29 protein-coding genes are annotated in these 26,675 nt (G+C 69.7%); 25 read left to right on the forward strand and 4 right to left on the reverse strand.

The features are described 5' to 3' along the window. Positions 1–39: 39 nt before the first annotated feature. The 4 genes from JOF40_RS12045 to JOF40_RS12060 all read left to right on the forward strand — a co-directional run bounded on the left by JOF40_RS12045 (position 40) and on the right by JOF40_RS12060 (position 4,492). Positions 40–444, forward strand: a complete 405-nt coding sequence (locus JOF40_RS12045) for a response regulator (protein ID WP_188111920.1) — start codon at positions 40–42, stop codon at positions 442–444. Positions 445–752: 308 nt separating this feature from the next. Further along, on the forward strand, positions 753–2,417 hold the full coding sequence (argS, locus tag JOF40_RS12050; protein WP_129185015.1) for an arginine--tRNA ligase: 1,665 nt from the start codon (positions 753–755) through the stop codon (positions 2,415–2,417). Between the two features lie 3 nt (positions 2,418–2,420). Then, complete coding sequence (gene lysA / locus JOF40_RS12055; RefSeq protein WP_129185013.1) at positions 2,421–3,815, forward strand: diaminopimelate decarboxylase; 1,395 nt, start codon at positions 2,421–2,423, stop codon at positions 3,813–3,815. A gap of 5 nt (positions 3,816–3,820) precedes the next feature. Further along, entirely contained in the window at positions 3,821–4,492 is a 672-nt protein-coding gene (locus JOF40_RS12060; protein WP_209674565.1) for a DUF1345 domain-containing protein, read from the forward strand. On the opposite strand, the gene soxR is transcribed toward JOF40_RS12060, so the two are convergent. From soxR to JOF40_RS12075, 3 genes are read right to left on the reverse strand one after another with little or no spacing between them, the layout of a single operon-like run. Further along, positions 4,476–4,949, reverse strand: a complete 474-nt coding sequence (soxR, locus tag JOF40_RS12065) for a redox-sensitive transcriptional activator SoxR (RefSeq protein WP_209674567.1) — start codon at positions 4,947–4,949, stop codon at positions 4,476–4,478. The two genes, JOF40_RS12060 and soxR, sit on opposite strands and share 17 nt — an antisense overlap. Before the next feature lie 45 nt (positions 4,950–4,994). Further along, positions 4,995–5,306: an AzlD domain-containing protein gene (locus JOF40_RS12070; RefSeq protein ID WP_129185009.1), complete on the reverse strand. Its 312-nt coding sequence runs from the start codon at positions 5,304–5,306 to the stop codon at positions 4,995–4,997. Continuing rightward, a complete protein-coding gene (locus tag JOF40_RS12075; RefSeq protein WP_246152976.1) occupies positions 5,303–5,998 on the reverse strand; it encodes an AzlC family ABC transporter permease in 696 nt (231 codons plus the stop codon). Before JOF40_RS12075 ends, JOF40_RS12070 begins: the two co-directional genes overlap by 4 nt. 101 nt (positions 5,999–6,099) lie before the next feature. Between JOF40_RS12075 and JOF40_RS12080 the strand changes: the two genes are divergently transcribed. From JOF40_RS12080 to rho, 5 genes are all read left to right on the forward strand, one after another. Beyond that, positions 6,100–7,464, forward strand: coding sequence for an MFS transporter (locus tag JOF40_RS12080; protein ID WP_129185007.1), 1,365 nt, complete (start codon positions 6,100–6,102; stop codon positions 7,462–7,464). A gap of 121 nt (positions 7,465–7,585) precedes the next feature. After that, positions 7,586–8,920, forward strand: a complete 1,335-nt coding sequence (locus JOF40_RS12085) for a homoserine dehydrogenase (protein WP_129185006.1) — start codon at positions 7,586–7,588, stop codon at positions 8,918–8,920. Next, positions 8,920–9,984: a threonine synthase gene (gene thrC, locus JOF40_RS12090; RefSeq protein WP_129185004.1), complete on the forward strand. Its 1,065-nt coding sequence runs from the start codon at positions 8,920–8,922 to the stop codon at positions 9,982–9,984. The genes JOF40_RS12085 and thrC overlap by 1 nt, the downstream gene beginning before the upstream one ends. After that, entirely contained in the window at positions 9,981–10,862 is an 882-nt protein-coding gene (gene thrB / locus JOF40_RS12095) for a homoserine kinase (protein ID WP_129185002.1), read from the forward strand. Before thrC ends, thrB begins: the two co-directional genes overlap by 4 nt. 196 nt (positions 10,863–11,058) lie before the next feature. Continuing rightward, positions 11,059–13,083 carry a transcription termination factor Rho gene (rho, locus tag JOF40_RS12100; protein ID WP_246152992.1) on the forward strand — a complete coding sequence of 675 codons (2,025 nt, stop codon included), beginning with the start codon at positions 11,059–11,061 and terminating at the stop codon, positions 13,081–13,083. An 80-nt stretch (positions 13,084–13,163) separates the two neighbouring features. Here rho and JOF40_RS12105 read toward each other — a convergent pair whose 3' ends face one another. After that, complete coding sequence (locus tag JOF40_RS12105; protein ID WP_129184998.1) at positions 13,164–13,703, reverse strand: hypothetical protein; 540 nt, start codon at positions 13,701–13,703, stop codon at positions 13,164–13,166. A 174-nt stretch (positions 13,704–13,877) separates the two neighbouring features. Here JOF40_RS12105 and JOF40_RS12110 point away from each other — a divergent pair, with 174 nt between their 5' ends. From JOF40_RS12110 to JOF40_RS12185, 16 genes are all read left to right on the forward strand, one after another. Then, positions 13,878–14,363, forward strand: a complete 486-nt coding sequence (locus JOF40_RS12110) for a glutathione peroxidase (protein WP_129184996.1) — start codon at positions 13,878–13,880, stop codon at positions 14,361–14,363. Between the two features lie 121 nt (positions 14,364–14,484). Further along, complete coding sequence (rpmE, locus tag JOF40_RS12115; RefSeq protein ID WP_056607186.1) at positions 14,485–14,691, forward strand: 50S ribosomal protein L31; 207 nt, start codon at positions 14,485–14,487, stop codon at positions 14,689–14,691. Positions 14,692–14,780: 89 nt separating this feature from the next. Further along, the gene (prfA, locus tag JOF40_RS12120; RefSeq protein ID WP_129184995.1) at positions 14,781–15,860 is read left to right on the forward strand and encodes a peptide chain release factor 1; all 1,080 of its coding nucleotides are present in this window, start codon (positions 14,781–14,783) and stop codon (positions 15,858–15,860) included. A gap of 2 nt (positions 15,861–15,862) precedes the next feature. Further along, positions 15,863–16,711: a peptide chain release factor N(5)-glutamine methyltransferase gene (gene prmC / locus JOF40_RS12125; RefSeq protein ID WP_129184993.1), complete on the forward strand. Its 849-nt coding sequence runs from the start codon at positions 15,863–15,865 to the stop codon at positions 16,709–16,711. Positions 16,712–16,724: 13 nt separating this feature from the next. Beyond that, complete coding sequence (locus tag JOF40_RS12130; RefSeq protein WP_129184991.1) at positions 16,725–17,267, forward strand: VTT domain-containing protein; 543 nt, start codon at positions 16,725–16,727, stop codon at positions 17,265–17,267. A 139-nt stretch (positions 17,268–17,406) separates the two neighbouring features. Continuing rightward, a complete protein-coding gene (locus JOF40_RS12135) occupies positions 17,407–18,060 on the forward strand; it encodes an L-threonylcarbamoyladenylate synthase (protein WP_129184989.1) in 654 nt (217 codons plus the stop codon). Beyond that, entirely contained in the window at positions 18,060–19,181 is a 1,122-nt protein-coding gene (locus tag JOF40_RS12140) for a glycosyltransferase family 4 protein (protein WP_129184987.1), read from the forward strand. Before JOF40_RS12135 ends, JOF40_RS12140 begins: the two co-directional genes overlap by 1 nt. Next, positions 19,178–19,606: a Cg1360 family ATP-synthase-associated protein gene (locus JOF40_RS12145; protein WP_129184985.1), complete on the forward strand. Its 429-nt coding sequence runs from the start codon at positions 19,178–19,180 to the stop codon at positions 19,604–19,606. Before JOF40_RS12140 ends, JOF40_RS12145 begins: the two co-directional genes overlap by 4 nt. A 134-nt stretch (positions 19,607–19,740) precedes the next feature. Further along, positions 19,741–20,532 (forward strand): F0F1 ATP synthase subunit A, encoded by a 792-nt coding sequence (atpB, locus tag JOF40_RS12150; protein ID WP_246152994.1) that lies wholly within the window; start codon positions 19,741–19,743, stop codon positions 20,530–20,532. Positions 20,533–20,638: 106 nt separating this feature from the next. Continuing rightward, positions 20,639–20,839 (forward strand): ATP synthase F0 subunit C, encoded by a 201-nt coding sequence (locus tag JOF40_RS12155; RefSeq protein ID WP_197983596.1) that lies wholly within the window; start codon positions 20,639–20,641, stop codon positions 20,837–20,839. A gap of 28 nt (positions 20,840–20,867) precedes the next feature. Beyond that, positions 20,868–21,419, forward strand: coding sequence for a F0F1 ATP synthase subunit B (locus JOF40_RS12160; protein WP_129184983.1), 552 nt, complete (start codon positions 20,868–20,870; stop codon positions 21,417–21,419). Next, entirely contained in the window at positions 21,419–22,219 is an 801-nt protein-coding gene (locus tag JOF40_RS12165) for a F0F1 ATP synthase subunit delta (protein ID WP_129184981.1), read from the forward strand. Before JOF40_RS12160 ends, JOF40_RS12165 begins: the two co-directional genes overlap by 1 nt. 32 nt (positions 22,220–22,251) lie before the next feature. Next, a complete protein-coding gene (atpA, locus tag JOF40_RS12170; protein WP_129184979.1) occupies positions 22,252–23,892 on the forward strand; it encodes a F0F1 ATP synthase subunit alpha in 1,641 nt (546 codons plus the stop codon). A 1-nt stretch (position 23,893) separates the two neighbouring features. Further along, positions 23,894–24,826: a F0F1 ATP synthase subunit gamma gene (locus JOF40_RS12175; RefSeq protein WP_129184977.1), complete on the forward strand. Its 933-nt coding sequence runs from the start codon at positions 23,894–23,896 to the stop codon at positions 24,824–24,826. 5 nt (positions 24,827–24,831) lie between these two features. Next, entirely contained in the window at positions 24,832–26,289 is a 1,458-nt protein-coding gene (gene atpD, locus JOF40_RS12180) for a F0F1 ATP synthase subunit beta (protein ID WP_129184975.1), read from the forward strand. Next, a complete protein-coding gene (locus JOF40_RS12185) occupies positions 26,289–26,669 on the forward strand; it encodes a F0F1 ATP synthase subunit epsilon (protein ID WP_129184973.1) in 381 nt (126 codons plus the stop codon). Before atpD ends, JOF40_RS12185 begins: the two co-directional genes overlap by 1 nt. The last annotated feature ends 6 nt before the right edge of the window (positions 26,670–26,675 follow it).

Here is a 26,675-nt window from a genome sequence, read left to right on the forward strand (position 1 = left end):
GCGGTGTGAGCCTACCGCACGCCCACTACCGTGATGACCATGCCCAGAGTGCTCGTCGTCGACGACACCGCCTCCATCCGTTTCCTCATCCGCACCAACCTCGAGCTGGCCGGACACGAGGTCGACGAGGCGGTCGACGGTGTCGACTGCCTCGCGATCCTGCGAGACCTCGACGTGATGCCCGATCTGATCACGGTCGACGTCATGATGCCGCGCCTCGACGGCGTGGCCACCGTGACGGCGATCCGCGCCGACCCCCTGACCCGCGACATCGCGGTCGTCATGGTGTCGACGCAGGGGCAGACCGCCGACATCCAGCGGGCCACCGAGGCGGGGGTCGACGCCTACGTCACGAAGCCCTTCGATCCCGACTTCCTGGTGCGCACCGTCGACGAGGTCATCGAGCGCACGCACGACCGCCGGCAGGGCGGCACCATCTCGTGACTCGTCGACCTCTTGAAGAGCGTCGACTTCGGACGTACCGTTTTGAGTACACGGAGAGGAGGTGGTCCCGAGAATGCATTCTTCTTGGACATGTGAGGTGGCTGTCCGCTAGTCGCGGACCCCAGTTCAGTCAGCATCATCTGCACCAACTGGACCGGTGACGGCGAATACCCGCAGTCATCCGACCCGCAGGGTTCCGAGTGTGTCCGCTCGGAAACGGGGCCTCAGCCCCAGCCCTGCGGGTCGTCCACGCTCGGGACCCTTCGACAGGCTCAGGGGGCGGGGGACGTGGCCGATACGCTGGTGACGTGACCCCCGAGCAGCTCTCCAGCACGATCGTCGATGCCCTGACCGCCCTGACCGAGTCGGGGGCGATCTCCCTTCCGGACGGCGTGCCCGCGCAGGTCCTGGTCGAGCGTCCGAAGGTCAAGGACCACGGCGACTACGCCACCAACATCGCGTTGCAGCTGGGCAAGAAGGCCGGCAAGAACCCGCGCGAGTTCGCCCAGCTGCTGGCCGACCAGCTCGCCACGGCCGAGGGCGTCGCGAGCGCCGAGATCGCCGGCCCGGGCTTCTTGAACATCCGCGTCGCGGCCGGCGCTCAGGGTGCCCTGGCCCCGCAGATCGTCGCCGCCGGGACGTCGTACGGCACGAGCGACCTCTACGCCGGTCAGAAGGTCAACCTCGAGTTCGTCAGCGCCAACCCCACGGGTCCGATCCACATCGGTGGCGTGCGGTGGGCGGCCGTCGGCGACTCGTTGGGCCGCATCCTCACCGCGATCGGTGCCGACGTCACTCGCGAGTACTACTTCAACGACCACGGCGTCCAGATCGACCGCTTCGCCCGGTCGCTCCTGGCCGACGCCCGGGGCGAGGAGGCGCCCGAGGACGGCTACGGCGGCCAGTACATCAGCGACATCGCCGCGACCGTGACGGCCAAGGTGCCGGGGGCGGCCGAGCTGCCCGACGACGAGGCGCTCGAGACGTTCCGCGCCGAGGGCGTCGACCTGATGTTCGGCGAGATCAAGGCGAGCCTGCACGACTTCGGCGTCGACTTCGACGTGTTCTTCCACGAGAACGACCTGCACGAGTCGGGGGCCGTCGACCGGGCGATCGCGAGGCTCCGCGAGCTCGGGATGATGTACGACAAGGACGACGCGACGTGGCTCAAGACGTCCGAGTTCGGTGACGACAAGGACCGCGTCGTCATCAAGTCGGACGGGCAGCCCGCCTACATCTCCGGCGACCTGGCCTACTACCTCGACAAGCGCGAGCGCGGCTTCGACCGCTGCCTCATCATGCTGGGGGCCGACCACCACGGCTACGTCTCGCGCATGATGGCGATGTGCGCGGCCTTCGGTGACACCCCCAAGGTCAATCTCGAGCTCCTGATCGGCCAGCTCGTCAATCTCGTGCGCGACGGCCAGCCGCTGCGCATGAGCAAGCGCGCCGGCACGGTGCTGACGCTCGAGGACCTCGTCGAGGTCATCGGCGTCGACGCCTCCCGCTACGCGCTGGCGCGCTACTCGATGGACTCCACGATCGACCTCGACCTCGACCTGTGGGCGAGCCAGACCAGCGACAACCCGGTCTTCTACGTGCAGTACGCCCATGCGCGGCTGTCGTCGATCATCCGCAACGCGGTCGACCTCGGCGTGACGATCGACGAGTCGACCTTCGACCCGTCGCTGCTGGTCGTCGACCAGGAGGGTGCTCTGCTGCGCTCGCTGGCCGACTACCCGAAGGTCGTCGCCCGGGCCGCCGAGCTGCGTGAGCCGCACCGCATCGCCCGCTACCTCGAGGACACCGCCTCGGCGTTCCACACGTTCTACTCCGTCGCCCACGTCCTGCCCAAGGGCGACGAGGATCCCACCGACCTGCACCGCGCCCGCCTGATGCTGGTGGCCGCGACCCGCCAGGTGATTGCCAACGGCCTCGGCCTGCTCGGCGTCTCCGCCCCCGAGAGGATGTAGTCGATGCGCTCCCACGAGGCCGGTGCCCTGCACGGCCAGGCCGGCGACCGCGGTCCCGCCTGGCTCAAGAACCCCGAAGACCCCAACCAGCTCGTCCCGCACCTGTGGTCCGACGGCGTCGCGAAGGTCGACGGCGTGCTGACCGTCGCGGGCGAGTCGGTCGTCGACCTCGCCGCCGAGTTCGGCACCCCCACGTACGTCGTCGACGAGGACGACTTCCGTCGTCGTGCGCGGGCGTTCAAGGACGCGTTCGTCGGAGCCGACGTCTACTACGCCGGCAAGGCGTTCCTGTGCGTCGCGGCCGCCCGGTGGATCGTCGAGGAGGGTCTCAACCTCGACGTCTGCTCCGGAGGAGAGCTCGCGGTCGCGCTGAAGGCCGACGTCCCGCCGTCCCGCATCGGCCTGCACGGCAACAACAAGTCGTCGGCCGAGCTGCGTCGCGCCCTCGAGGTCGGGGTGGGTCGCATCATCATCGACTCCGTCGAGGAGATCGGACGCCTGCGTGAGCTCACCGCCGAGCTGGGCGTCACGGCACCCGTCATGATCCGGGTGACCGCGGGCGTCGAGGCGCACACGCACGAGTACATCTCGACGTCGCACGAGGACCAGAAGTTCGGCTTCTCGATCTCCGGCGGTGACGCGCTCGATGCCGTCCGCCGGGTGGTCGCCGAGCCGGGTCTCGACCTGCGGGGCCTGCACTCGCACATCGGCTCGCAGATCTTCGTGACCGACGGCTTCGAGGTCGCGGCCCGCCGCGTCCTGCGGTTGCACGCCGAGGTCGAGCGCGAGCTCGGCGTGGCGATGCCGGAGTTCGACCTCGGCGGCGGCTTCGGCATCGCCTACACGACCCAGGACGACCCGTCGACGCCGGCCGACCTGGCCGGCAACATGCTCAAGATCGTCGCCGACGAGTGCGCCGCGATGGGCATCGCAGTTCCCCATCTGTCGATCGAGCCCGGGCGGGCGATCGCCGGCCCGTCGACGTTCACGCTGTACGAGGTCGGCACGAGCAAGTCGGTCGCCCTCGACGGCGGGGCGTCGCGGCGCTACGTCTCGGTGGACGGCGGCATGAGCGACAACATCCGTCCGGCGCTCTACGGGGCCGACTACTCGTGCACCCTGGCGTCGCGCGCCTCCGACGCCCCGGCCGTGCTGAGCCGGGTCGTGGGCAAGCACTGCGAGTCGGGCGACATCGTCGTCAAGGACGAGTTCCTGCCGGGCGACGTGGCCGCGGGCGACCTGCTGGCCGTGCCCGGCACGGGTGCGTACTGTCGGTCGCTGGCCAGCAACTACAACCACGTCCCGCGCGCGGCGGTCGTCGCGGTGCGCGACGGCGAGGCCCGCGTCATCCTGCGACGCGAGACCGAGGAAGACCTCCTGACGCTCGACGTCGGGTGACACCCGTGTCCGCGCCGGTGACGCACCGCTACCTGGCCCGCTTCGTGGCGATGGTCGTCGTCGCGGCGGTCGTCGGCACGGGCGTGACGGTCCTCGAGTCGTGGGAGCTCGGCCTCGTCGCCGGGTGGGCGGCGGCCTGCCTGCTCTACGTCGGGTGGGTGTGGCTGGTCATCGGCCGGATGGACGCCGCGACGACGGCCGAGCACGCCCGTCGCGAGGACCCCGCGCGTGGCGTGTCGGAGCTGCTGATCCTGGTCGCCTCGGTGGCGAGCCTCGTGGCAGTGGCGCTGCTGCTGGTCAACGCGCGGGGGGAGTCCGACACCCGGTCGGGTGCGCTGGCCGGGGCTGCCCTCGGCGGCGTCGCCCTGTCGTGGCTGCTGGTGCACACGCTCTTCACGCTGCGCTACGCCGCCCAGTACTACGGGGGAGAGGCCTACTCGGGCGAGGCCCACGCGGGCGACGTGCGCGACATCGACTTCAACACCGAGGCACCGCCGCGCTTCACCGACTTCGCCTACGTCGCGTTCTCGGTGGGGATGACGTTCCAGATCTCCGACACCGACCTGCGCACGAGCGACGTGCGGTCGCTGGTGCTGCGGCACGCCCTGCTGTCGTACGTCTTCGGCACCGTCGTGGTCGCCACGACCATCAACCTGGCGATCAGTCTCGCCGGTTGACCGGTGTCGGCGAGGGGGTCCTGAGCAGGCGGCGCGCGCCCGGACCGTCCACGGCAAGCATGTCGTCGGCGTTGTACAGCGAGCAGCTCCTGAGCGACAGGCAGCCGCAGCCGATGCATCCGTCGAGGTCGTCGCGCAGCCGCTGCAGCCGGTCGATACGGGCGTCCAGATCGGCCCGCCATCCCCGCGACAGCCGGGCCCAGTCGGCTTTGGTCGGCACGCGGTCGTCCGGCAGCGTCCCGAGAGCCGTCCGGATCTGGGCCAGCGAGATGCCCAGGCCCTGCGAGACCCGGATGAACGCGATGCGACGCAGCACGTCGCGGTGGTACCGGCGCTGGTTGCCCGCGGTGCGGTGGCTCTCGATGAGTCCCTCGCGCTCGTAGAAGTGCAGCGCCGACACGGCGACGCCGGTGCGCGACGACACCGCAGCCGGTGTGAGGTCGAGGCGCTGGCTCATGACCTCAACCATAGGTGAGGTCTGTGGCGTGGCGTGGAATGGCGCTCAGGAGATCGCGCGGAGACCGGCCGTGACGCCGACGGCCAGCACGACCGCGAGGAGCAGGGGGCCGCGGCGCAGCAGCACCAGGCCGCCGACGGCGACGCCGACCGTGTGGGCCCCGACGTGCCACCGGTCGCCGGTCGCGAACGTGCTGGTCACGACCAGCGCGGCCAGCAGCGCCGGTGCCATGAGGGCGATGACGCCCGTCAGGCGAGGCGGGACGTCGCGGCCGCCCAGCGCGACCGGGCCGATGCCCTTGATGATCGCGGTGACGACCGTGCAGCCGGCGATCGTCCACCAGACCGTCGCGGTCATGCGGTCCGTCCTCGGCGGAGGCCCCACAGTGCGACGAGGCTCGCGGCCAGGACCGGCAGGCCCGCGGGTGCCACCTCGACGAGGCTCAGTGCGAGCAGGCCGCCGACGACCGCGATCACGAGCGTCGTGCGGTCCTTCACCTCCGAGATCACGAGCGCCAGGAAGAACGTCGGGTAGATCGCGTCGAGCCCGTAGCGCGACGGATCGCTGAACAGGTCGCCGCCGAGCGCGCCCAGCGTCGTCCCTGCGATCCACGTGACGTACTGCGGTGCCGTGGAGCCGAAGAGGAACCACCGGTCGAACGTCCCGTCGCCGCGGTTGGCCATGGCCCACGAGGCGTCGATGACCGCCTGCCCCTGGGTGGCTCGCCACGGAGCACGACCCGGGAGGGAGGGGCCGAGCGCGATGCCCATCGGCAGGAAGCGGGAGTTCATGAGAGCGGCTGCGGCGATGGCTGCGCCGGCCGTGCCACCCGATGCGATGATCGAGACCGCCGCGAACTGGGCCGAGCCGGCGAAGACGATCGCCGACATGACGATGGCCGCCTCGGCCGGGAAGCCCGAGTCGCGGGCGAGGATGCCGAACGACATCGACAGCAGGAAGCCGACGGCGGCATAGGGGAGCGCGGCCCGGAAGCCCGCCCGCAGCGAGGTGTTGCGCTGGTCCTTCGCGTCTCCGGGCGTCGAGCTCACGGGATCACCCTTCCAGCACGCTCACGGTCGTCGACCGTCGGGCTTGACCTCAACCGTCATTGAGGTTGTCGGATGGAGGCACACCACGACGACGGAGGAGCATGCAGGCGATCAGACAGCACGAGCTGGGAAGGGCCGACCGGCTCTGGACCGGTCCGCACGGGCGGGTCGTGCTGGGCATCTTCTCGCTGGCGTTCCTGGTCGCGTTCGAGTCGCTCGCGGTCGCTACCGTCATGCCGGCCGTGGCCGACGAGCTCGGTGGACTGCGGCTGTATGCGCTGGCGTTCGCGGCCCCGATCGCCGTCGGCATCGTGTCGATGACGGCGGCCGGTCCCCTGATGGACCGTCGCGGACCGGGTCCCGGGCTCCGCCTGGGCGTGGCGGTCTTCGTCGTCGGCCTGCTCGTGGCCGGGCTCGCGCGGAGCATGCCGATCTTCTTGGCCGGCCGGGCCGTCCAGGGGCTCGGCATGGGATTCGTCGGCGTGGGGCTGTACGTCGTGATCGGGCAGACGTTCCACGAAGACCTGCGCGCCCGGGTGTTCACCGTCGTGACGAGTGCCTGGGTGCTGCCGGCGCTGGTCGGACCGTTCATCGCCGGGGCCGTGACGGACCTGGTCGGCTGGCGGTGGGTCTTCCTGGCTGTCCCGGCCATCGCCGTCGCCTCGCTCGGCCTGATCTGGGAGGCGCTCGACGCGATCGAGGGCGATGCCGAGGTCGTCGTCGATCGGTTCCGCGTGGTCTGGGCCGTGATCGTCGCCACCGGCGTGGTCGCCGTCAGCGTCGGAGGGCAGCGCGTGGTGCCGTGGTGGCCGGTCGTCGTGGTCGTCGCCGTGATCGCCACGCTGCGGTACGCATCGCGTCTTCTGCCGGCCGGGGTCTGGCGAGCACGTCGCGGCCTGCCGGTTGTCGTCATCACTCGAAGCCTGCTCTGTGCTGCGTTCCTCGGCGCGGAGACCTACATCCCGCTGTCACTCGTGCAGCACCGGGCCCTGAGCGTCACCCGAGCGGGCCTGCTGCTCACCAGCGCTGCTGTCCTGTGGTTCACGGGCGCGTGGCTGGCGGCGCACGTGCCCGCTCTGTCGTCCAAGCCGCTGCGGGTACGGCTGGGAGCGGCGTGCGTGCTGACGGGGGTGGGAGCGGGGTTCCTGACGTTGCTGCCCGGGGTGCCCGTCTACGTCGTGACGGCCTGGTGGGCCGTCGGCGGTCTGGGGATGGGCCTCGCCGTGTCGACGCTGGGGGTGTTGATGCTCGACCACTCGACGCCGGCCGAGCAGGGAGCCAACAGTGCGGCGATGCAGACGAGCGACGCGGTGCTCGAGTCGTTGGTGCTCGCGCTGGGCTGTGTCGTGTTCGCGATCATGCTGGCCCAGCACGAACAGGGCGGCTACCTGCTCGTGTTCGGTGCTGCCGCAGCCGTCGCGGCGCTGGGCGTGCTGGCCTCGTACCGAGTGACCAGCCCCGGATGACCGTCGGCGTCGGTGCGCCAGCGTCCACGCGGCGGCCGACCGTGGACGCTGACGCACCGCCCGACGTCCGCGGTTGCAGGGGAGTGCGAGAACCGGCCGCGTGCGCCGATACCCTTGCCCGGTGAACCCTTCATCGTCAGATGCCGTCTCGTGGACCCCCGGACGTCCGCTCCGTGTCGCCCTGCTGGGCTGCGGGGTCGTGGGCACGGAGGTCGCCCGGCTGCTGACGCGTGACGCCGACGAGCTGGCCCAGCGGGTCGGCGCGCCGCTCGAGCTGGTCGGCATCGCCGTGCGCCGGCTCGGCCGCGAGCGCGACCTCGACGTCCCCGCCGAGCTGTTCACGACGGATGCCGCGGGGCTCGTCTCGCGCGGCGACATCGACGTCGTGATCGAGGTCATCGGCGGCATCGACCTGGCTCGCGACCTGATCCTGTCGGCGCTCGAGCACGGTGCCTCGGTCGTCACGGCCAACAAGGCGCTGCTCGCCGAGGACGGCGCGACGCTGTTCGAGGCGGCGCACAAGGCCGAGCGCGATCTCTACTTCGAGGCTGCCGTCGCCGGTGCGATCCCGATCGTCCGACCCCTGCGCGAGTCGCTCGCCGGCGACCGGGTGCAGCGCGTGCTGGGCATCGTCAACGGCACCACCAACTTCATCCTCGACGCCATGACCACGACGGGTCAGGGCTTCTCCGAGGCGCTGGACGAGGCACAGCGGCTGGGCTACGCCGAGGCCGATCCGACCGCCGACATCGAGGGCTTCGACGCCGCCTCCAAGGCCGCGATCCTCGCCGGTCTCGCGTTCCACACCCGCGTGACGATCGGCGACGTGCACCGCGAAGGCATCACCGACGTCACGGCCGCCGATGTGCGCTCGGCCGAGGAGATGGGCTGCGTCGTCAAGCTGCTGGCGATCTGCGAGCGCCGCGACACCCCCGACGGACCAGCCGTCTCGGCCCGCGTGCACCCCGCGATGATCCCGCTGACGCACCCGCTCGCGAGCGTCCGCGGCGCCTACAACGCGGTCTTCGTCGAGAGCGAGTCGGCCGGCGAGCTGATGTTCTACGGCCCCGGAGCCGGCGGCGCGCCCACCGCGAGCGCCGTGCTCGGCGACGTCGTGTCGGTCGCCCGCAACCGCCGCAGCGACGTCTTCGGACCCGGCGAGTCGACCCACGCCCAGCTCGAGGTGCTCGACATGGGCCGTGCCCGCACCCGCTACCACGTCTCGATCGACGTCGACGACCGCGCGGGCGTGCTCGCCTCGGTCGCCGGGGCCTTCGCGGAGTACGACGTCTCGATCAAGACGGTGCGGCAGGAGGGCAGCGGGTCCGACGCCCAGCTGGTCATCGTGACCCACGAGGCCGAGGACGCCGCGCTGTCGGCGACCGTCGCGTCGCTGCGGGGTCTCGACATGGTGCGAGACGTGACATCGGTGATGCGCGTCGAGGGAGGATTCTGATGGCACACGTGTGGAGAGGCGTCATCGAGGAGTACCGGGAGTGGCTCCCGGTGACCACCGCGACCCCCGTCGTCTCGCTGGGGGAGGGCGGCACGCCGCTCGTCCACTCCGCGTGGCTGTCGGGCCTCGTGCGCGGCGACGTCTGGATCAAGGTCGAGGGCAACAACCCGACCGGCTCGTTCAAGGACCGTGGCATGACCACGGCCGTGTCGGTCGCCGTCGGCGAGGGCGCCAAGGCCGTCGTGTGCGCCTCGACCGGCAACACGTCGGCGTCGATGACCGCGTACGCCGCCAAGGCCGGTCTCACCCCGGTCGTGCTGGTGCCGCACGGCAAGATCGCGGCCGGCAAGATGGCCCAGGCCGTCATGCACGGGGCCGAGGTCATCCAGGTCAAGGGCGGATTCGACGAGTGCCTGCAGCTGTCGCGTGCACTCGCCGACAAGTACCCCGTCGCGCTGGTCAACTCGGTCAACCCCGTGCGGCTGCAGGGCCAGAAGACGGCCTCGTTCGAGATCGTCGACCAGCTCGGTGCCGCCCCCGACCTGCACGTGCTGCCGGTCGGCAACGCCGGCAACATCTCGGCGTACTGGCTGGGCTACCGCGAGTACGCCGACGCCGGCATCTCGACCGGGACGCCGCAGATGTGGGGCTTCCAGGCCAAGGGCTCCGATCCCATCGTCCAGGGCGCTCCCATCCCGCACCCCGAGACCGTCGCGACGGCCATCCGCATCGGCAACCCGGCGTCGTGGCACCTCGCGGTCGCGGCCCGGGACGAGTCGGCCGGACGCATCGGATCGGTCAGCGACGAGCAGATCCTGCAGGCCCAGCGCGATCTCGCTTCGCGCGACGGCGTGTTCGTGGAGCCGGCGTCCGCCGCCGGTGTCGCTGGACTGCTCGAGGCCGCCGCGGCAGGTCAGGTCGAGCCCGGCCAGACCATCGCGGTCACCGTGACGGGCCACGGCCTCAAGGACATCGACACCGCGCTGTCGGGTGCCGGCGCGCTCGTCGACGCCATCATCGAGTTCGACGTCGACGCGGCGGCCGAGGCCGCCGGCCTGCTGTGACGTTCGTCGCCGGCCCGGTGGCCGTGAGGGTCCCCGCCTCCAGCGCCAACCTGGGCCCCGGGTTCGACGCGCTGGGGCTCGCGCTGGCGCTGCACGACGAGGTCACGGGCGAGGTCGTCGACGCCGGCCTCGAGATCCGGGTGACCGGTGAGGGCATGGACGGCGTCCCGCTCGACGAGACCCACCTCGTCGTCCGGGCCATGCACGCGGCCTTCGACCTGCTGGGCGGTCGTCCGCCGGGCCTGCGCTTGACCTGCACCAACGCGATCCCGCACGGCCGCGGCCTCGGCTCGTCGGCAGCGGCCATCGTCGCAGGGGTCGTGCTGGCCAGGGCGCTCGTCGAGGGCGGCGACGAGCTGCTCGACGACGCGGCGGCCTTCCAGCTCACGGTCGACCTCGAGGGACACCCCGACAACGTCGCCGCCGCGTTCTTCGGCGGGCTGACGATCGCCTGGGTCGACGGCGCGGCGGCCGAGGTCGAGCGTCTCGATACCGATGTCGAGGTCACGGTGTTCGTCCCCCCGACCGCCGTGTCGACCGAGAAGGCCCGTGGGCTGCTGCCCGAGACGGTGCCGCACCGCGACGCCTCGTTCAACGCCGGTCGCGCCGCGCTGCTGGTCGCAGCACTCACCGGATCGCCGCAGCGGTTGATCTCGGCGACCGAGGACCGCCTGCACCAGTCGTACCGTGCCGAGGCGATGCCGGAGTCGTACAAGCTGCTGCGCCGCCTGCGCGTCGACGGCGTGCCGGCGATCATCTCGGGGGCGGGGCCGACCGTGCTGGCCTTCGCTCGTGGCGTTGCCGGCGAGGCGCCCGACGGATGGGCCGTGCACGAGCTCGGTGTCGACGCCGACGGCGCACAGGTCGCGCGCGCCTGACGTCCTGCCGCCGGTCGGCCGTGGCGTGGACGCTCGTGGTGTTATGGTGACTGAGTCGGAGTTGAGTTCATCTCCCCGACTGTGACAACGCAAGTGCGCAGCGCCACTCCCGCCGCCCGTCAGATACGGGCCTGCCTCGATGCCACCCGGACTCCCGGAGCACAGGCCGTGTGGCCTCATCCCCAAAGGAACCTACGTGACCGACACCACCACGACACCTGCTGCTTCCACGCCTCCCGACGCGCCCGCGACCCCCGCTGCCAAGCGCACCGGGGGAGGACTGGGCGGCAAGGTGCTCGCCGAGCTGCAGGAGATCGCCTCCGAGCTCGGCATCTCCGGCGCCGAGAAGATGCGCAAGGGCGCGCTGATCGACGCCATCAAGATCGCCCGCGGCGACGCCGGCACGTCGACCAAGGCGGCCGTCAAGGCTGCTTCGGGTCCGGCCGTCGACACGACGCCCCCCGCAGCCGTGACGCTGCCCGACGTCCTGCCGGAGCCGGCTGCAGCCGAGGCGGCACCCGCCAAGGCCGACAAGCCCGCCCGTACGCGTCGGGCCAAGGCCGACAAGCCGGCCCAGGCCGACCAGACCGCGCCGGCCGAGAAGGCCGATGGCGTCGAGGCCAAGGCCGACAAGAACGCCACGTCGGACAAGGGCGACAAGGCCGACAAGGCTGAGCCGAAGGCCGAGGCCAAGGCCGACGACCAGCCGAAGGACGATGACGCGGGCACCGAGGCCGGAAGCGGCAGCGGTCGTGGTCGTGGCCGTGGCCGCAACCAGAACGCCAACCAGGGCGGCCAGAACAACCAGAACGCCCAGAACGCCGAGCAGGGCGGCGGCCGCAACCAGGGTGGACAGAACAACCAGGGCAACCAGGCTGGTGGCCGCAACCAGGGCAACCAGGCCGGCGGAGCCGCGGCGGCGAACCAGAACCCGAACCGCAACCAGCCCGCGGCCCAGGGCAACGGCCCCGACGACGATGACGAGGCCGGCGGACGCCGCCGCAACCGTCGCGGCCGCAACCGCAACGCCTCGGGCGGACGGGCCGGCAATGTCGACGTCGACACGTCCTACACCGAGGACGACGTCCTGGTGCCGGCCGCCGGCATCCTCGACATCCTCGACAACTACGCGTTCGTCCGCACGACGGGCTACCTGCCGAGCGACAACGACGTCTACGTGTCGCTGTCGATGGTGCGCAAGTGGGGCCTTCGCCGTGGCGACGCCGTCGTCGGCCAGGTGCGTCAGCCCCGTGAGGGCGAGCGCAAGGAGAAGTTCAACCCGATGGTCAAGATCGACTCGGTCAACGGGATGAGCCTCGACGAGGCCAACAAGCGCGTCGAGTTCTCCAAGCTGACCCCGCTGCACCCCAGCGAGCGCCTGCGCCTCGAGGGCGAGGCCGGCGGCCTGACCGGTCGGGTCATCGACCTGGTCTCGCCGATCGGCAAGGGCCAGCGCGGACTCATCGTGTCGCCGCCCAAGTCGGGCAAGACCATGGTCATGCAGCAGCTCGCCAACGCCATCACGGCCAACAACCCCGAGTGCCACCTGATGATCGTCCTGGTCGACGAGCGTCCCGAGGAGGTCACCGACTTCCAGCGGTCGGTCAAGGGCGAGGTCATCGCCTCGACGTTCGACCGTCCGGCCACCGACCACACGATGGTCGCCGAGCTGGCGATCGAGCGGGCCAAGCGGCTCGTCGAGCTGGGTCACGACGTCGTCCTGCTGCTCGACGGCATCACGCGTCTCGGCCGCGCCTACAACCTCGCGGCCCCGACGTCCGGTCGGGTCATGTCCGGTGGCGTCGACGCCTCCGCGCTCTACCCGCCGAAGAAGTTCTTCGGCGCCGCGCGCAACATCGAGGACGGCGGATCGCTGACGATCCTGGCCACCGCGCTGGTCGAGACCGGATCGCGCATGGACGAGGTCATCTTCGAGGAGTTCAAGGGCACCGGCAACTGGGAGCTGCGCCTGCGCCGCGACCTGGCCGACAAGCGCATCTTCCCGGCCGTCGACCTCAACGCGTCGAGCACCCGCCGCGAGGAGCTGCTGATGGGCGCCGACGAGCTCGCGATCACCTGGAAGCTGCGCCGTGTCCTGGCCGGCCTCGAGGGCCAGCAGGCGCTCGAGCTCGTCCTCGACAAGCTCAAGAAGACGTCGACCAACGCCGAGTTCCTGCTGCAGATCACCAAGACGCTGCCGGCGGACGACGCCACCAGCTGATCAGCACGCTCTGAGCAGGGGTGCATCCGGTGGTCCGGGTGCACCCCTGCTCGTCGTTCTGCCTCAGTCGGGCGTCGTGGTCAGGGTGTCCGCCGTGCGACTGACGCCGGACCAGACGCACCCGCTGGACCGATGAACGGGCGCAGCCGCAGGATGCTCCCGAGCTCGGGCTGGGCGTCGTCACGGCTACCGACGGCGATGCGTGCCCCGGCTTCCCGGTAGTCGTCGAGCGCCGTCGTGGTCCTCGACGAGGCGTCGCTGGCGAAGTCGGTGACGTCGAGCACCAGCCCGCCGAGGTCGCCGTGGGACAGGAGCCGGGCCCGAACCACCGGGTCGCCCACCAGGTCGTGGGAGACGGGGATCGAGATGAATCTGTCGTCCGGCAGCGTCGCTGACTCGTGCAGGGCGACGTCGATGGTCGTCATCACGACGGCCAGCGGGTCGATGCGCTCGGCCGGATCGGCAGGACGCACCCCCGCCACCGCCTGGTGTCCCGCGGCAGCCCCCCGGGCGACGTCGAGGACAGGCCGGTAGAGCACCGTGACACCGGCGCGGCCCCTCGTGAGCGCGACGACCTCGGGGTCGGGCGGTGCCGCGTCTGGGCATGCAGGAACGTTCATGGGCGGACCTCCCGGTTCCGGCGGGTGCCGCTCCTCTTTGGCCCTGCGACCACGGTCCCGAATCTGCCCAGAACACGGCAGTTTGTGGCCTGTGGTCGCGGTGTGGGCGAACCCGTCGACCTGCCACCGGGATTTCGGATGGTCGGTGCCCTGACCCACCCCTACGATGGTCCGATGACCACCGCATACGACTTCTCCGCCACCGCGATCGACGGCACCGACCGGCTCCTGGCCGACTACCGGGGCAAGGTGCTGCTGATCGTCAACACCGCGACGCAGTGCGGTTTCACGCCGCAGTTCAAGGGCCTCGAGGCGGTCTACCAGGAGTACGTCGACCGCGGGCTCGTCGTCCTCGGCTTCCCGTGCGACCAGTTCGGCCACCAGAACCCTGACGGCGACGAGGGCACCGCGACCTTCTGCGAGAAGAACTTCGGCGTGACGTTCCCGCTGTTCTCCGAGATCGAGGTCAACGGCGACGGCGCCCACCCGCTGTACCAGTGGCTCAAGAACGAGAAGGGCGGCGTGGGCCCGTCCAAGATCAAGTGGAACTTCACCAAGTTCCTCGTCGACGCCGAGGGCAACGTCGTCAAGCGCTACGGCTCGGCCACCAAGCCCGAGAAGATCCGTGGCGACATTGAGAAGCTCCTGCCCAAGGCCTGAGCGCGGAATAATCTCGGCCCCGATTTCGCTGTAACGGGTGCCAACTGGCACAATCCATCCTTGGTTCTGGTTCACGCCACCGCACTCCGCGGGACGACCCAGCGACCGCCGAGAGGACATCATGAAGAACGGCATCCACCCCGACTACGTCGACACCGAGGTCACCTGCACCTGCGGCAACACGTTCACGACCAAGAGCACGGCACCCGAAGGCGTCCTGCGCGCCGACGTGTGCTCGGCCTGCCACCCGTTCTACACGGGCAAGCAGAAGATCCTCGACACCGGCGGCCGCGTCGCCCGCTTCGAGAAGCGCTACGCCAAGAAGTAGCAACCTCACGGCGCCGACCCCAGCCTCCGGGCTCGGGTCGGCGCCGTCGTTGTGCCCAGCCGTCGCCGCCATCCCACCAGGAGCCGTCCATGTTCGAGGCAGTCGAGTCGCTCGTCAGCGAGCACGCCGAGCTCGAGCAGCGCATGGGCGACCCCGCCGTGCACTCCGACCCGGGCCTGGCCAAGAAGCTGGGACAGCGCTACGCCGAGCTCAGCGCGATCGTCAAGACGTACCGCGACTTCCAGCAGGCCACGGACGACATCGAGGCTGCCCGCGAGCTGGCGGCGGAGGATTCGTCCTTCGCCGACGAGATCACGGCGCTCGAGCCGCGGCTGCACGAGCTGTCCGAGCGCCTGCAGCGCCTGCTCGTGCCGCGTGACCCGCAGGACGCCAAGGACGTGATCATGGAGATCAAGGGTGGCGAGGGTGGCGAGGAGTCGGCCCTGTTCGCCGGCGACCTGCAGCGCATGTACTCCCGCTACGCCGAGCAGCGCGGCTGGAAGACCGAGATCCTCGACGCCACCGAGTCGGCGCTGGGTGGCTACAAGTCGGTCACGATGGCGGTCAAGGCCAAGGGCACCCCGGAGCCGGGCGAGGCGCCGCACGCCCTGCTGAAGTTCGAGGGCGGCGTCCACCGCGTGCAGCGTGTGCCGGTCACCGAGTCGCAGGGTCGCATCCACACCTCCGCGGCCGGCGTCCTGGTGCTCGCCGAGGCCGAGGACATCGACGTCGAGATCAACGACGGCGACCTGCGCATCGACGTCTACCGGTCGTCTGGCCCCGGCGGCCAGAGCGTCAACACGACCGACTCCGCGGTGCGCATCACGCACGTGCCGACCGGCATCGTGGCGAGCTGCCAGAACGAGAAGAGCCAGCTGCAGAACAAGGAGCAGGCGATGCGCATCCTGCGGTCGCGCCTGCTCGACGCGGCGCAGGCGGCCGCCGATGCCGAGGCGTCCGACGCGCGCAAGGCGCAGATCCGCACGGTCGACCGCTCCGAGCGCATCCGCACCTACAACTTCCCCGAGAACCGCCTGTCCGACCACCGCACGGGGTTCAAGGCGTACAACCTCGACCAGGTCATGGACGGCGCCCTCGACGACGTCGTCAAGTCGCTGGTCGACGCCGAGCTGGCCGAGCGCCTCGCCTCGGTCGAGTCCGGGTCGTAGGGGTGGCCGTCAGGTCGCAGGCCGAGCGTCTGCTCGAGCAGGCGACGCTCGACCTCGAGGCCGGGGGAGTGTCGTCCCCGCGCCACGACGCCGAGGTGCTGATGAGTCACGTCACCGGGGTGCCGCGCATGATGCTGATCGGCAGCGCCCGACCGAGCGGCGTGCAGGTGCAGCAGTTCCTCGACCTGGTCGGTGCCCGTGCGTCGCGCGTCCCCCTGCAGCACCTGACCGGCAGCGCGGGATTCCGCTACGTCGACGTCGAGGTGGGCCCCGGCGTGTTCGTGCCCCGGCCCGAGACCGAGCTGCTCGCGGGCTGGGCGATCGACCATGCCAGGACGCTCGAGTCGCCCGTGGTCGTCGAGCTGTGCGCGGGCGCCGGTGCCATCTCGCTGTCGGTCGTGCACGAGGTGCCCGCAGCCCAGGTCCACGCCGTCGAGCTCGACGAGCCCGCGTACGAGTGGGCGCAGCGCAATCTGGCCGGCACCGGGGTCGACCTGCGCCTGGGCGACATGGCCGACGCTTTCGCCGACCTCGACGGGCAGGTCGACGTCGTCGTCGCCAACCCGCCCTACATCCCGCTCGACGCGTGGGAGAGCGTCGCCCCCGAGGCGCGCGACCACGACCCCGCGCTGGCCCTCTGGTCGGGCGACGACGGCCTCGATGCGATGCGGGTCGTCGACCGCGTCGCGTGGCGCCTGCTCAGGCCGGGGGGAGTCGTGGGTGCCGAGCACGCCGACGCGCAGGGCGAGTCGGCGCCGGCGGTCTTCGCCGACCGCTGGTCCGACGTCCGCGACCACCTCGATCTCGCGGACCGCCCACGCTTCGTCACCGCGACCAAGCCGCGCCGATAGGCTCTGGACCACCATGGGCATCGACGAGCTGGGACTGATCGGTGCCGCGATCGCCGTGGGCCTCGGTGCAGCGGTGCTTCCGGTGTTCGTCAACGCCGAGGTGTACGTCGTGGCGATCGGCGCGACGGTCAACAGCCGTCCGTTCCTGGCGCTGCTGATCCTGATCCACGTCATCGCGACGACGATCGGCAAGGCATTCGTCTTCCAGCTGGCCCGCAAGGGCACCAACAAGATCCGGATGGTCGAGCCGCGGCCGCCGCGCAGCGCCCTGGCCGCCCGCACCCGCCGCATCGGGCACCGGCTGGCCCGCACCCGCCTCGCGCGGTGGCTCAAGCGGGTCAACGACTGGCTCCTGACGCTGCTCGACCGGCCGTACTCGGGCGGCCTCACGGCGTTCATGTCGTCGCTGACCGGCATCCCGCCGCTGGCGGTCGTCACGATCCTCGCGGGGGCGTCGAAGCAGCCGCAGTGGCTGTTCCTCACGATGGTGTTCACGGGCCGCCTGATCCAGTTCCTCGCGATCGCCTTCCTCCTCCACCAAGTGAGCTGGTTCTGACGTGACGCAAGGATTCGCCGTCAGCATGGGCCGAGCGAGCGCAGCGAGTGAAGGCTGGCGCCCGGGCGAAGCCTGGCCGTGGCGAGGCACGAGCCACGGGGGCGACGACGAAGGAGTCGCGCGCCCTTAGGATGGGCGCGTGAGGTTCGACTGCAGCGTGGACGAGGAGTACGACCGCGGGCTCCTGGCAGCGCAGGCCGCCCTCGAGGAGGGCAAGCTCGTCGTCCTCCCGACCGACACGGTCTACGGGCTGGCGGCCGATGCCTTCTCGCCGCGAGCGGTGCAGAACCTGCTCGACGCCAAGGGTCGCGGCCGCGACATGCCGCCCCCCGTGCTGGTCGGCTCGCCGACCACGCTCGACGCCCTCGCGGTCGACATCCCGACGTGGCTGCGCTCGATGGTCGAGGCGCTGTGGCCCGGCCCCCTCACCGTGGTGTGCCGCCAGCAGGCCTCGCTCACGTGGGACCTCGGCGAGACCCACAACACCGTGGCCGTCCGGATGCCCGACGACAAGCGAGCGCTGGCCCTGCTGAAGCAGACCGGGCCCCTCGCGGTCAGCAGCGCCAACACGACCGGCTCGCCCGCCGCCCAGAACGTCGACGACGCCGAGGAGATGCTGGGGCCACGCGTCGCGGTCTACCTCGACGGCGGGCCCACGACGTCGGGCACCCCGTCGACGATCCTCGACGCGACCGGCGCGACGCCCCGGGTGCTGCGCCAGGGTGCCGTGCCCCTCGAGGTGCTGCACCAGTTCAACAACACGATCGAGCCGGCCGACGACGGATCCGTCTAGTGCGCGAATATCTCGTCGTCTTCGGCGTCGCGCTGGGCGTGACCTACCTGCTGGCATCCATCGCGCGGCAGGCGGCGCACCACCTCGGTGCGGTCGCCCGCGTGCGCGACCGCGACGTCCACGCCATCCCGACGCCCTACTTCGGTGGGCCGGCGATGCTCGGCGGGCTGCTCGCGGCCTATCTGGTCGCCACGAGCCTGCCGTTCCTCTCCCTGGCCGACGACGGCGTGTTCAAGGACGTGCGGGCGGTCGTGCTGGGCGGTGCCGTGATCTGCGCCGTCGGCATCGTCGACGACCTGTACGAGCTCGACGCGCTCAGCAAGTTCGCGGGCCAGGTGCTGGCCGGCATCATCGTGGTCGCGCAGGGCGTGCAGTTCTACTACCTGCCGCTCTACGGCACCTACATCGGGCTCGACCAGGTGCAGGCCATGATCTTCACGGTGCTGCTGATCGTCGGCACGGCCAACGCCGTCAACTTCGTCGACGGCCTCGACGGTCTGGCCGCCGGGATGGTGGCGATCGGTGCCGTCGCGTTCTTCGCCTACGCCTTCGTGCTCGCGGTCGAGAACGGCGAGACCCGCGCGATCGCCGCGGCGCTGCTCACGGCGGCCCTGGCCGGCGCGTGCATCGGCATCCTCCCGCACAACTTCTTCCCGGCCCGGATGTTCATCGGCGACTCCGGCTCGATGCTGATCGGCTTCGTGCTGGCCTGCTCGTCGATCAGCCTCACGGGACAGTTCCCGGCCCAGGACATCGCCGAGGGCATCGGGGGAGCGGAGCAGAGCTTCCTGCCGACGCTGCTGCCCCTCGTCCTGCCGTTCACGATCCTGATGGTGCCGTTCGTCGACCTCGCCCTCGCGGTGGTGCGCCGCACGCGTGCGGGCCGCTCGCCGTTCAGCCCCGACAAGATGCACATCCACCACCGACTGCTCGAGATCGGCCACTCGCACCGCCGTGCCGTGCTGCTGATGTACGCCTTCGCGGGCCTCGTGGCCTTCGGCAGCGTCGTGATCAGCCTGTTCAGCGGATGGCAGTCCATCGCCGGCTTCGGCGCCTTGGCCGTGCTGACCGTCGCGGCGGTCTTCTTGCTGCCCAAGCTCGAGGCCAAGGTGTGGTCATGACCAGGCCCGGGCCGGGAGGACTCGCAGGAGTGGCGCAGCGGGTGCTGCTGCCCGTCGTGGGCATCACGCTCGTCGTCGCGGTGGGCTTCGGTCTGGCCCAGGGTGCGGGCGGCGTCTACGGGGCGTTGCTCGGCGGAGCCGTGGCAATCCTGTTCCTGGGGTCCACCCCGGTGATCCTCACGCCCCTGGTCAGGCGCAGCGCGGCGGCCTCGTTGCCCGTCGCGCTGACCTTCCTCGGGGTCAAGTCGATCGCCGCGCTGATCGTGCTGGCGCTGCTGTTCGACATCGGCGGGCTGGCCGACTCCATCGACTTCCTCGCCTTCGGGATCGCCGCCGTCGCAGCCTCGCTGGGGTGGTCGATCCTGCAAGTCGTTGCGTTCCGCAATGAGCGTGTGCCCACCTATGACCTGGGTAACAAGCAGTGAGCAGACCCTGATAACCTCGGCACAGCGAACCGGGTCAGCGCCTTGCGCCTGACTCCTCGCACGACAATGACGCTGGCCGTATGCCCCACCGACGCGAGTCGAGGGCGACCGCGCCATGAGACAAAGGTGAATGAGTGACGCTCGCCTCCATCGCATTCGCTGCGGTGTCCGGTCCGCCCAGCCCCGGCCCCTCTGATTTCGATCTCCCCGGCATCGCCGGGTCGGCCGTCACCAAGCCGATGGTGCTCGTGGCCCTGTCGGTCGTGATCATCGTGGCGCTGTTCTACTCGATGGCTCGCCCCGCCGCAGTCGTCCCCGGACGCATGCAGTTCGCCGGTGAGCTCGTCTACGGCTTCGTCCGCAACGGCATCGCCCGCGAGAACATCGGCTCGCACGACTTCCAGAAGTTCGTGCCATTCCTGTTCTCGCTGTTCCTGTTCGTGCTGGTGAACAACTTCTACGGCATCATCCCGGTGATCCAGTTCCCGACGATGTCGCACATCGGCTACCCGCTGGCCATCGCCGCGCTCGCCTGGCTCGTCTACAACGGGGCCGGCATCGCCAAGAAGGGCTTCTTCGGCTACCTCAAGCACGAGACCGTGCCCCCGGGCATGGACTGGTGGATCCTCCCGCTGCTGGTGCCGCTGGAGTTCCTGTCCAACATCATCCTGCGCCCGATCACGCTGACGCTGCGTCTGTTCGCGACGATGTTCGCCGGCCACCTCCTCGTGATCCTGTTCTCGCTCGGCGGCGAGTACCTCCTGCTGCACTCCGACCCCGTGCTCAACAAGGTCGCCGGCGGCTTCTCGGTCATCCTCGCCATCGCCATCAGCTTCCTGGAGATCCTCGTGATGTTCCTCCAGGCCTACGTGTTCACTCTGCTGACCTCGATGTACATCAGCGAAGCCATCGCTGACGAGCACTGAGTCCAGCACCCGAACGACAACTTCACAGTCTCTCTTCCAAACCCCGACTCGGACTCTCCGCGTCGCAACGAAAGGAAATGCCGTGGAAACCATCGGCACTCTGAACATGGTCGGTCTCGGCCTCGCCGCGATCGGCCCCGGTATCGGCGTCGGCCTGATCTTCGCCGCGTTCGTCACCGGTGTCGCCCGTCAGCCCGAGGCTGAGGGCAAGCTGCGCCAGATCGCGATCCTCGGCTTCGTCCTCGCCGAGCAGTTCTTCATCATCGGACTGGCCCTGGCGTTCGTCCTCAAGGCCAGCAACACCTGATTCCGATTCTTCGACAGAAGGCAGCTACATGATCTCGACACTCGTCTTCGCGGCAGCGGAGAACGCGGAGGAAGAGGAGCTGAACCCGCTGATCCCGCACACCGCGGAGATCATCATCGGCTTGGTCTTCTTCGCGATCCTCTTCCTGCTGATCTGGAAGGTCGTCGTCCCGCTGTTCGAGAAGGCCTACGCGGAGCGCACTGCGGCCATCGAAGGTGGCATCGAGGAGGCCCAGGCAGCCCAGAAGGAAGCCAAGGCCGCTCTCGACCAGTACACCGCGCAGCTCGCGGGGGCGCGGCAGGAAGCTGCCGCCATCCGCGAGGAGGCCAAGGAGCAGGGCGCGCAGATCATCGCAGAGCTGCGGGCCCAGGCACAGGCCGAGGCCGAGCGCATCACCACGACCGCGCACGCGCAGGTCGAGGCGGAGCGTTCGCAGGTCCTGGCCCAGCTCAAGGGTGAGGTCGGATCCATGGCCACGGCGCTGGCAGGTCGCATCGTCGGCGAGGTCCTCGACGACTCCGCGGCACAGAAGCGCACGGTCGACCGCTTCATCGCCGAGCTCGAGGAGTCGGCGAACTGATGCGAGGCATTTCAGCCAAGTCTCTCGACGAGGTCCTGGCCGCGGTCAGCGCGGCCGGGTCCGGATCGGGTGACCTCGGAACCGAGCTGTTCGACGTCGTCGCGACGCTCGATCGTGAGCCCGCGCTGCGTCGCGTGCTCACCGACCCGTCGACCGAGGCCGAGGCCAAGGCCGGGCTCGCCGAGCGGATCTTCGGCGGCAAGGTCAGCGCCGACGTCGTCACGGTCCTGCGGGTCGCCGTCAGCGGTCGCTGGGCTTCGGGCCGCGACCTCACCGACGGTCTCGAGACCGCCGGCGTCACCGCGCTCATCGCGGCAGCCGACGGCAAGGGCGAGCTTGACGCGGTCGAGACCGAGCTGTTCGAGGTCGGCCGCTTCGTGCGGTCCGACGCCGAGCTGCGACAGATCGTGTCCGACCGCGGACTCCCGTCGGCGGCCAAGGGCGAGCTGCTGAGCACGCTGCTCAGCGGCAAGGTGTCGACCACGACGCTCGCGCTGGCCTCGCAGGCAGCGGCCGCACGCACCGGATCGTTCGAGCGGGTCCTCACCGCGTTCGGCGTCATCGCCGCCGACCGCCGCAGCAGGCTGCTGGCCGAGGTGCGGGTGGCCACCGAGCTGGACGACAGCGACAAGACCCGACTGGCGGCCGCGCTCGCCAAGAAGTACGGACGCGACGTCCACCTCAACATCGTCGTCGATCCCTCGATCGTGGGAGGCATCTCCGTCTCCCTCGGTGACGAGGTCGTCGACGGCTCCATGTCCACTCGCCTCGAGGTCGCCCGCCGGCGACTCGCGGGCTGACACACTCTCCACAGAAGAAGGCAGGCACACACATGGCGGAACTCACCATCCGTCCGGACGAGATCCGTGACGCGTTGCAGAAGTTCGTGGCCGACTACAAGCCGAGCGCCGCGGCCACCGAAGAGGTCGGCATCGTCGCGACCGCCGGTGACGGCATCGCCCGCGTCGAGGGTCTGCCCTCGGCCATGGCCAACGAGCTCCTCGAGTTCGAGGACGGCACGCTGGGCCTGGCGCTCAACCTCGACGTCCGCGAGATCGGCGTCGTCATCCTGGGTGAGTTCTCCGGCATCGAGGAGGGTCAGACCGTCCGTCGCACGGGCGAGGTCCTCTCGGTCCCCGTCGGCGACAACTACCTCGGCCGTGTCGTCGACCCGCTCGGAGCGCCCATCGACGGCCTCGGCGCGATCGAGACCACCGAGCGTCGCGCCCTCGAGCTGCAGGCGCCCAACGTCATGCAGCGCAAGAGCGTCCACGAGCCGATGATGACGGGCCTCAAGGCGATCGACTCGCTGACGCCCATCGGCCGCGGACAGCGCCAGCTGATCATCGGCGACCGCCAGACCGGCAAGACCGCGATCGCGATCGACACGATCATCAACCAGAAGGAGTTCTGGGAGTCCGGCGACCCGAGCAAGCAGGTCCGCTGCATCTACGTCGGCATCGGTCAGAAGGGCTCGACGATCGCCTCGGTGCGCGGCGCGCTCGAAGAGGCCGGCGCGCTGGAGTACACCACGATCGTGGCCGCTCCCGCCTCCGACTCCGCGGGCTTCAAGTACCTCGCCCCCTACACCGGCTCGGCCATCGGCCAGCACTGGATGTACGCGGGCAAGCACGTCCTCATCGTGTTCGACGACCTGTCCAAGCAGGCCGAGGCGTACCGCGCCGTGTCGCTGCTGCTGCGTCGCCCGCCGGGCCGCGAGGCCTACCCCGGCGACGTGTTCTACCTGCACTCGCGGCTGCTCGAGCGTTGCGCCAAGCTCAGCGACGAGCTGGGTGCCGGCTCGATGACGGGTCTGCCGATCATCGAGACCAAGGCCAACGACGTGTCGGCGTACATCCCGACCAACGTCATCTCGATCACCGACGGCCAGATCTTCCTGCAGTCGGACCTCTTCAACGCCAACCAGCGTCCTGCGGTCGATGTCGGCATCTCGGTGTCGCGCGTGGGTGGCGCGGCGATGCAGAAGTCGATGAAGAAGGTCACCGGCTCGCTCAAGGTCGAGCTCGCCCAGTACCGCGCGATGGAGGCGTTCGCGATGTTCGCGTCCGACCTCGACGCCGCGTCCAAGCAGCAGCTCGCCCGTGGTCAGCGCATCATGGAGCTGTTCAAGCAGGGCCAGTACGCACCGTTCCCGGTCGAGCACCAGGTCGTCTCGATCTGGGCGGCCTCGGCCGGCAAGCTCGACGCGGTCCCGGTCGAGGACGTCTCGCGGTTCGAGACCGAGTTCCTCGACTACCTCAAGCGGTCGCACGCCGGCATCCTCGATGCCATCCGTGAGACGGGCAAGTTCGAGGACGACAACGCGGCTGCGCTCGACAAGGCGTACGACTCGTTCACCGATCAGTTCGAGACCTCCGGGGGCGGCTCGATCAAGGCCGGCCACGAGGAGTTCGAGGCACTGTCCGACGAAGACGTCGAGCAGGAGCAGATCGTCAAGCAGAAGCGGGGCTGACGTGGCCGCATCGGTACGCGAGCTACGCGCGAAGATCAGGTCGACCCAGGCGACCAAGAAGATCACGCGCGCCATGGAGCTCATCGCTGCGTCGCGCATCATCAAGGCGCAGCAGCGGGCGGCGGCGGCAGCGCCGTACGCCCGTGAGCTCACGCGCGCCGTGTCGGCCGTCGCCACCTTCTCCAACGTCGACCACCCGTTGACGACCGAGAAGGACAATCCCACCAAGGCGGCGGTGCTGGTCATCACGAGCGATCGTGGTCTGGCCGGCGCCTACTCCTCGGCGGTGCTCAAGGAGGCCGAGCGCCTGGTCGAGAAGCTGCAGGGTGAGGGCAAGGACGTCGATCTCTACCTGAGCGGCCGCAAGGCCGAGGCGTACTACAAGTTCCGGTCGCGCGAGTTCGTCCAGTCCTGGACGGGATTCTCCGACCAGCCGCAGTACTCGGACGCCCGCGAGATCGGCAACACGCTGGTCCGCACCTTCGCGCTCAGCGAGACCGACGAGGACGCCCTTGACCCGGCGCTGGCGTCGGACGAGCTGCACGTCGTCTTCACGCGGTTCAAGTCGATGCTGGTGCAGGAGCCCGACGTCATCCGTCTGCTCCCGCTCGAGGTCGTGGAGGGAACGCAGGCACCTGCTGCCGACGACGTCCTGCCGCTCTACGAGTTCGAGCCGTCGGCGCACGATGTGCTCGACGCGCTGCTGCCCAAGTACGTCCACAGCCGCATCTACTACTGCCTGCTCCAGGCCTCGGCTTCCGAGCTCGCGGCACGCCAGAAGGCGATGAAGTCGGCGACCGACAACGCGCAGGACCTCATCGAGAAGTACACCCGGACAGCCAACCAGGCCCGCCAGGCGGGTATTACCCAGGAGATCAGCGAGATCGTGGGCGGCGCCAACGCGCTCGCCGATGCCACCGCTGGGAGTGAGTGAGAGAGATGACTGCACAGACCGCAGACCTGACCACGGACGACGCGACGCTGGCCACGGGCCGGGTTGCTCGTGTCACCGGCCCCGTGATCGATGTCGAGTTCCCGAGCGACGCGATCCCCGACATGTACAACGCTCTCAAGGTCGACACCACGATCGACGGCGTCACCGAGACGCTGACCCTCGAGGTCGCCCTCCACATCGGTGACGGCCTGATCCGCGCGATCAGCCTGCGTCCGACCGACGGCATCGTCCGCGGCGCGACGGTCACCAACACCGGCGAGCCCATCATGGTGCCGGTCGGCGACCAGACGCTCGGCAAGGTGTTCAACACCACCGGCGACGTCATGAACCTGGCCGAGGGCGAGGTGTGGGAGGTCAAGGAGCGTCGTGGCATCCACGGCAAGGCGCCGGCGTTCGACCAGCTCGAGCCCAAGACCGAGATGTTCCAGACCGGCATCAAGGTCATCGACCTGCTGACGCCCTACGTGCTCGGTGGAAAGATCGGCCTGTTCGGTGGAGCCGGTGTCGGCAAGACCGTGCTGATCCAGGAGATGATCGCCCGCGTCGCCAAGGACCACGACGGCGTGTCGGTGTTCGCCGGTGTCGGCGAGCGCACCCGTGAGGGCAACGACCTCATCGTCGAGATGGAGGAGTCGGGCGTCCTCGACAAGGTGGCGCTGGTCTTCGGTCAGATGGACGAGCCGCCGGGAGCGCGTCTTCGCGTCGCCCTGTCGGCCCTGACGATGGCCGAGTACTTCCGCGACGTCCAGAACCAGGACGTGCTGCTGTTCATCGACAACATCTTCCGGTTCACGCAGGCAGGTTCCGAGGTCTCGACGCTGCTCGGCCGCATGCCGTCGGCCGTGGGCTACCAGCCCACGCTGGCCGACGAGATGGGCGTCCTGCAGGAGCGCATCACCTCGACGCGTGGTCACTCGATCACGTCGCTCCAGGCGATCTACGTCCCCGCCGACGACTACACCGACCCGGCGCCGGCCACGACGTTCGCGCACCTCGACGCGACGACCGAGCTCAACCGTGAGATCGCGTCGATGGGCATCTACCCGGCGGTGGACCCGCTGACGTCGACGTCGCGCATCCTCGACCCCCGTTACATCAGCGCCGATCACTACAACACGGCCAACCGGGTCAAGAGCATCCTGCAGCGCAACAAGGAGCTGCAGGACATCATCGCGATCCTCGGTGTCGACGAGCTCAGCGAAGAGGACAAGACGCTCGTGTCGCGTGCTCGTCGCATCCAGCGCTTCCTGTCCCAGAACACCTACGTGGCCAAGCAGTTCACCGGCATCGAGGGCTCGACCGTCTCCATCGACGAGACGATCGACGGCTTCACCAAGATCTGTGACGGTGACTACGACCACGTGGCTGAGCAGGCCTTCTTCATGTGCGGCGGTCTCGAAGACGTCGACAAGAAGTGGGAAGAAATCCAGAAGAGCCTCTGATGGCCGAGCCTTTGCAGATCGAGCTCGTCGCCGCCGACCGCGTCGTGTGGTCCGGACAGGCCCGGGAGGTCCTCGCGCGCACCGTCGCCGGAGACCTCGGTGTCCTGTCGGGCCACGCCCCGCTGCTGTCGCTGCTGGTGCCGGGAGTCGTGGAGATCAGGCCGCTCGAAGGTTCTGAGATCGTGCGTGTCGCGGTCGAGGACGGCTTCTTGTCGGTCTCTGACAACCACGTGTCGATCCTGAGCGAGGACGCGTTCCTCGCCTCGGAGATCGACGCGGCGGCGGTCAAGGCCGAGATCGAGACAGCACGAGCCGAGGGCGACACCGAGGCCGAGCGGCGGGCGACCGCCAAGCTGCGCCTCGTCGACGCCTCGGCGTGACCCGCC

The organism is Aeromicrobium fastidiosum, from assembly GCF_017876595.1.
Classification (GTDB): Bacteria; Actinomycetota; Actinomycetes; order Propionibacteriales; family Nocardioidaceae; genus Aeromicrobium; species Aeromicrobium fastidiosum.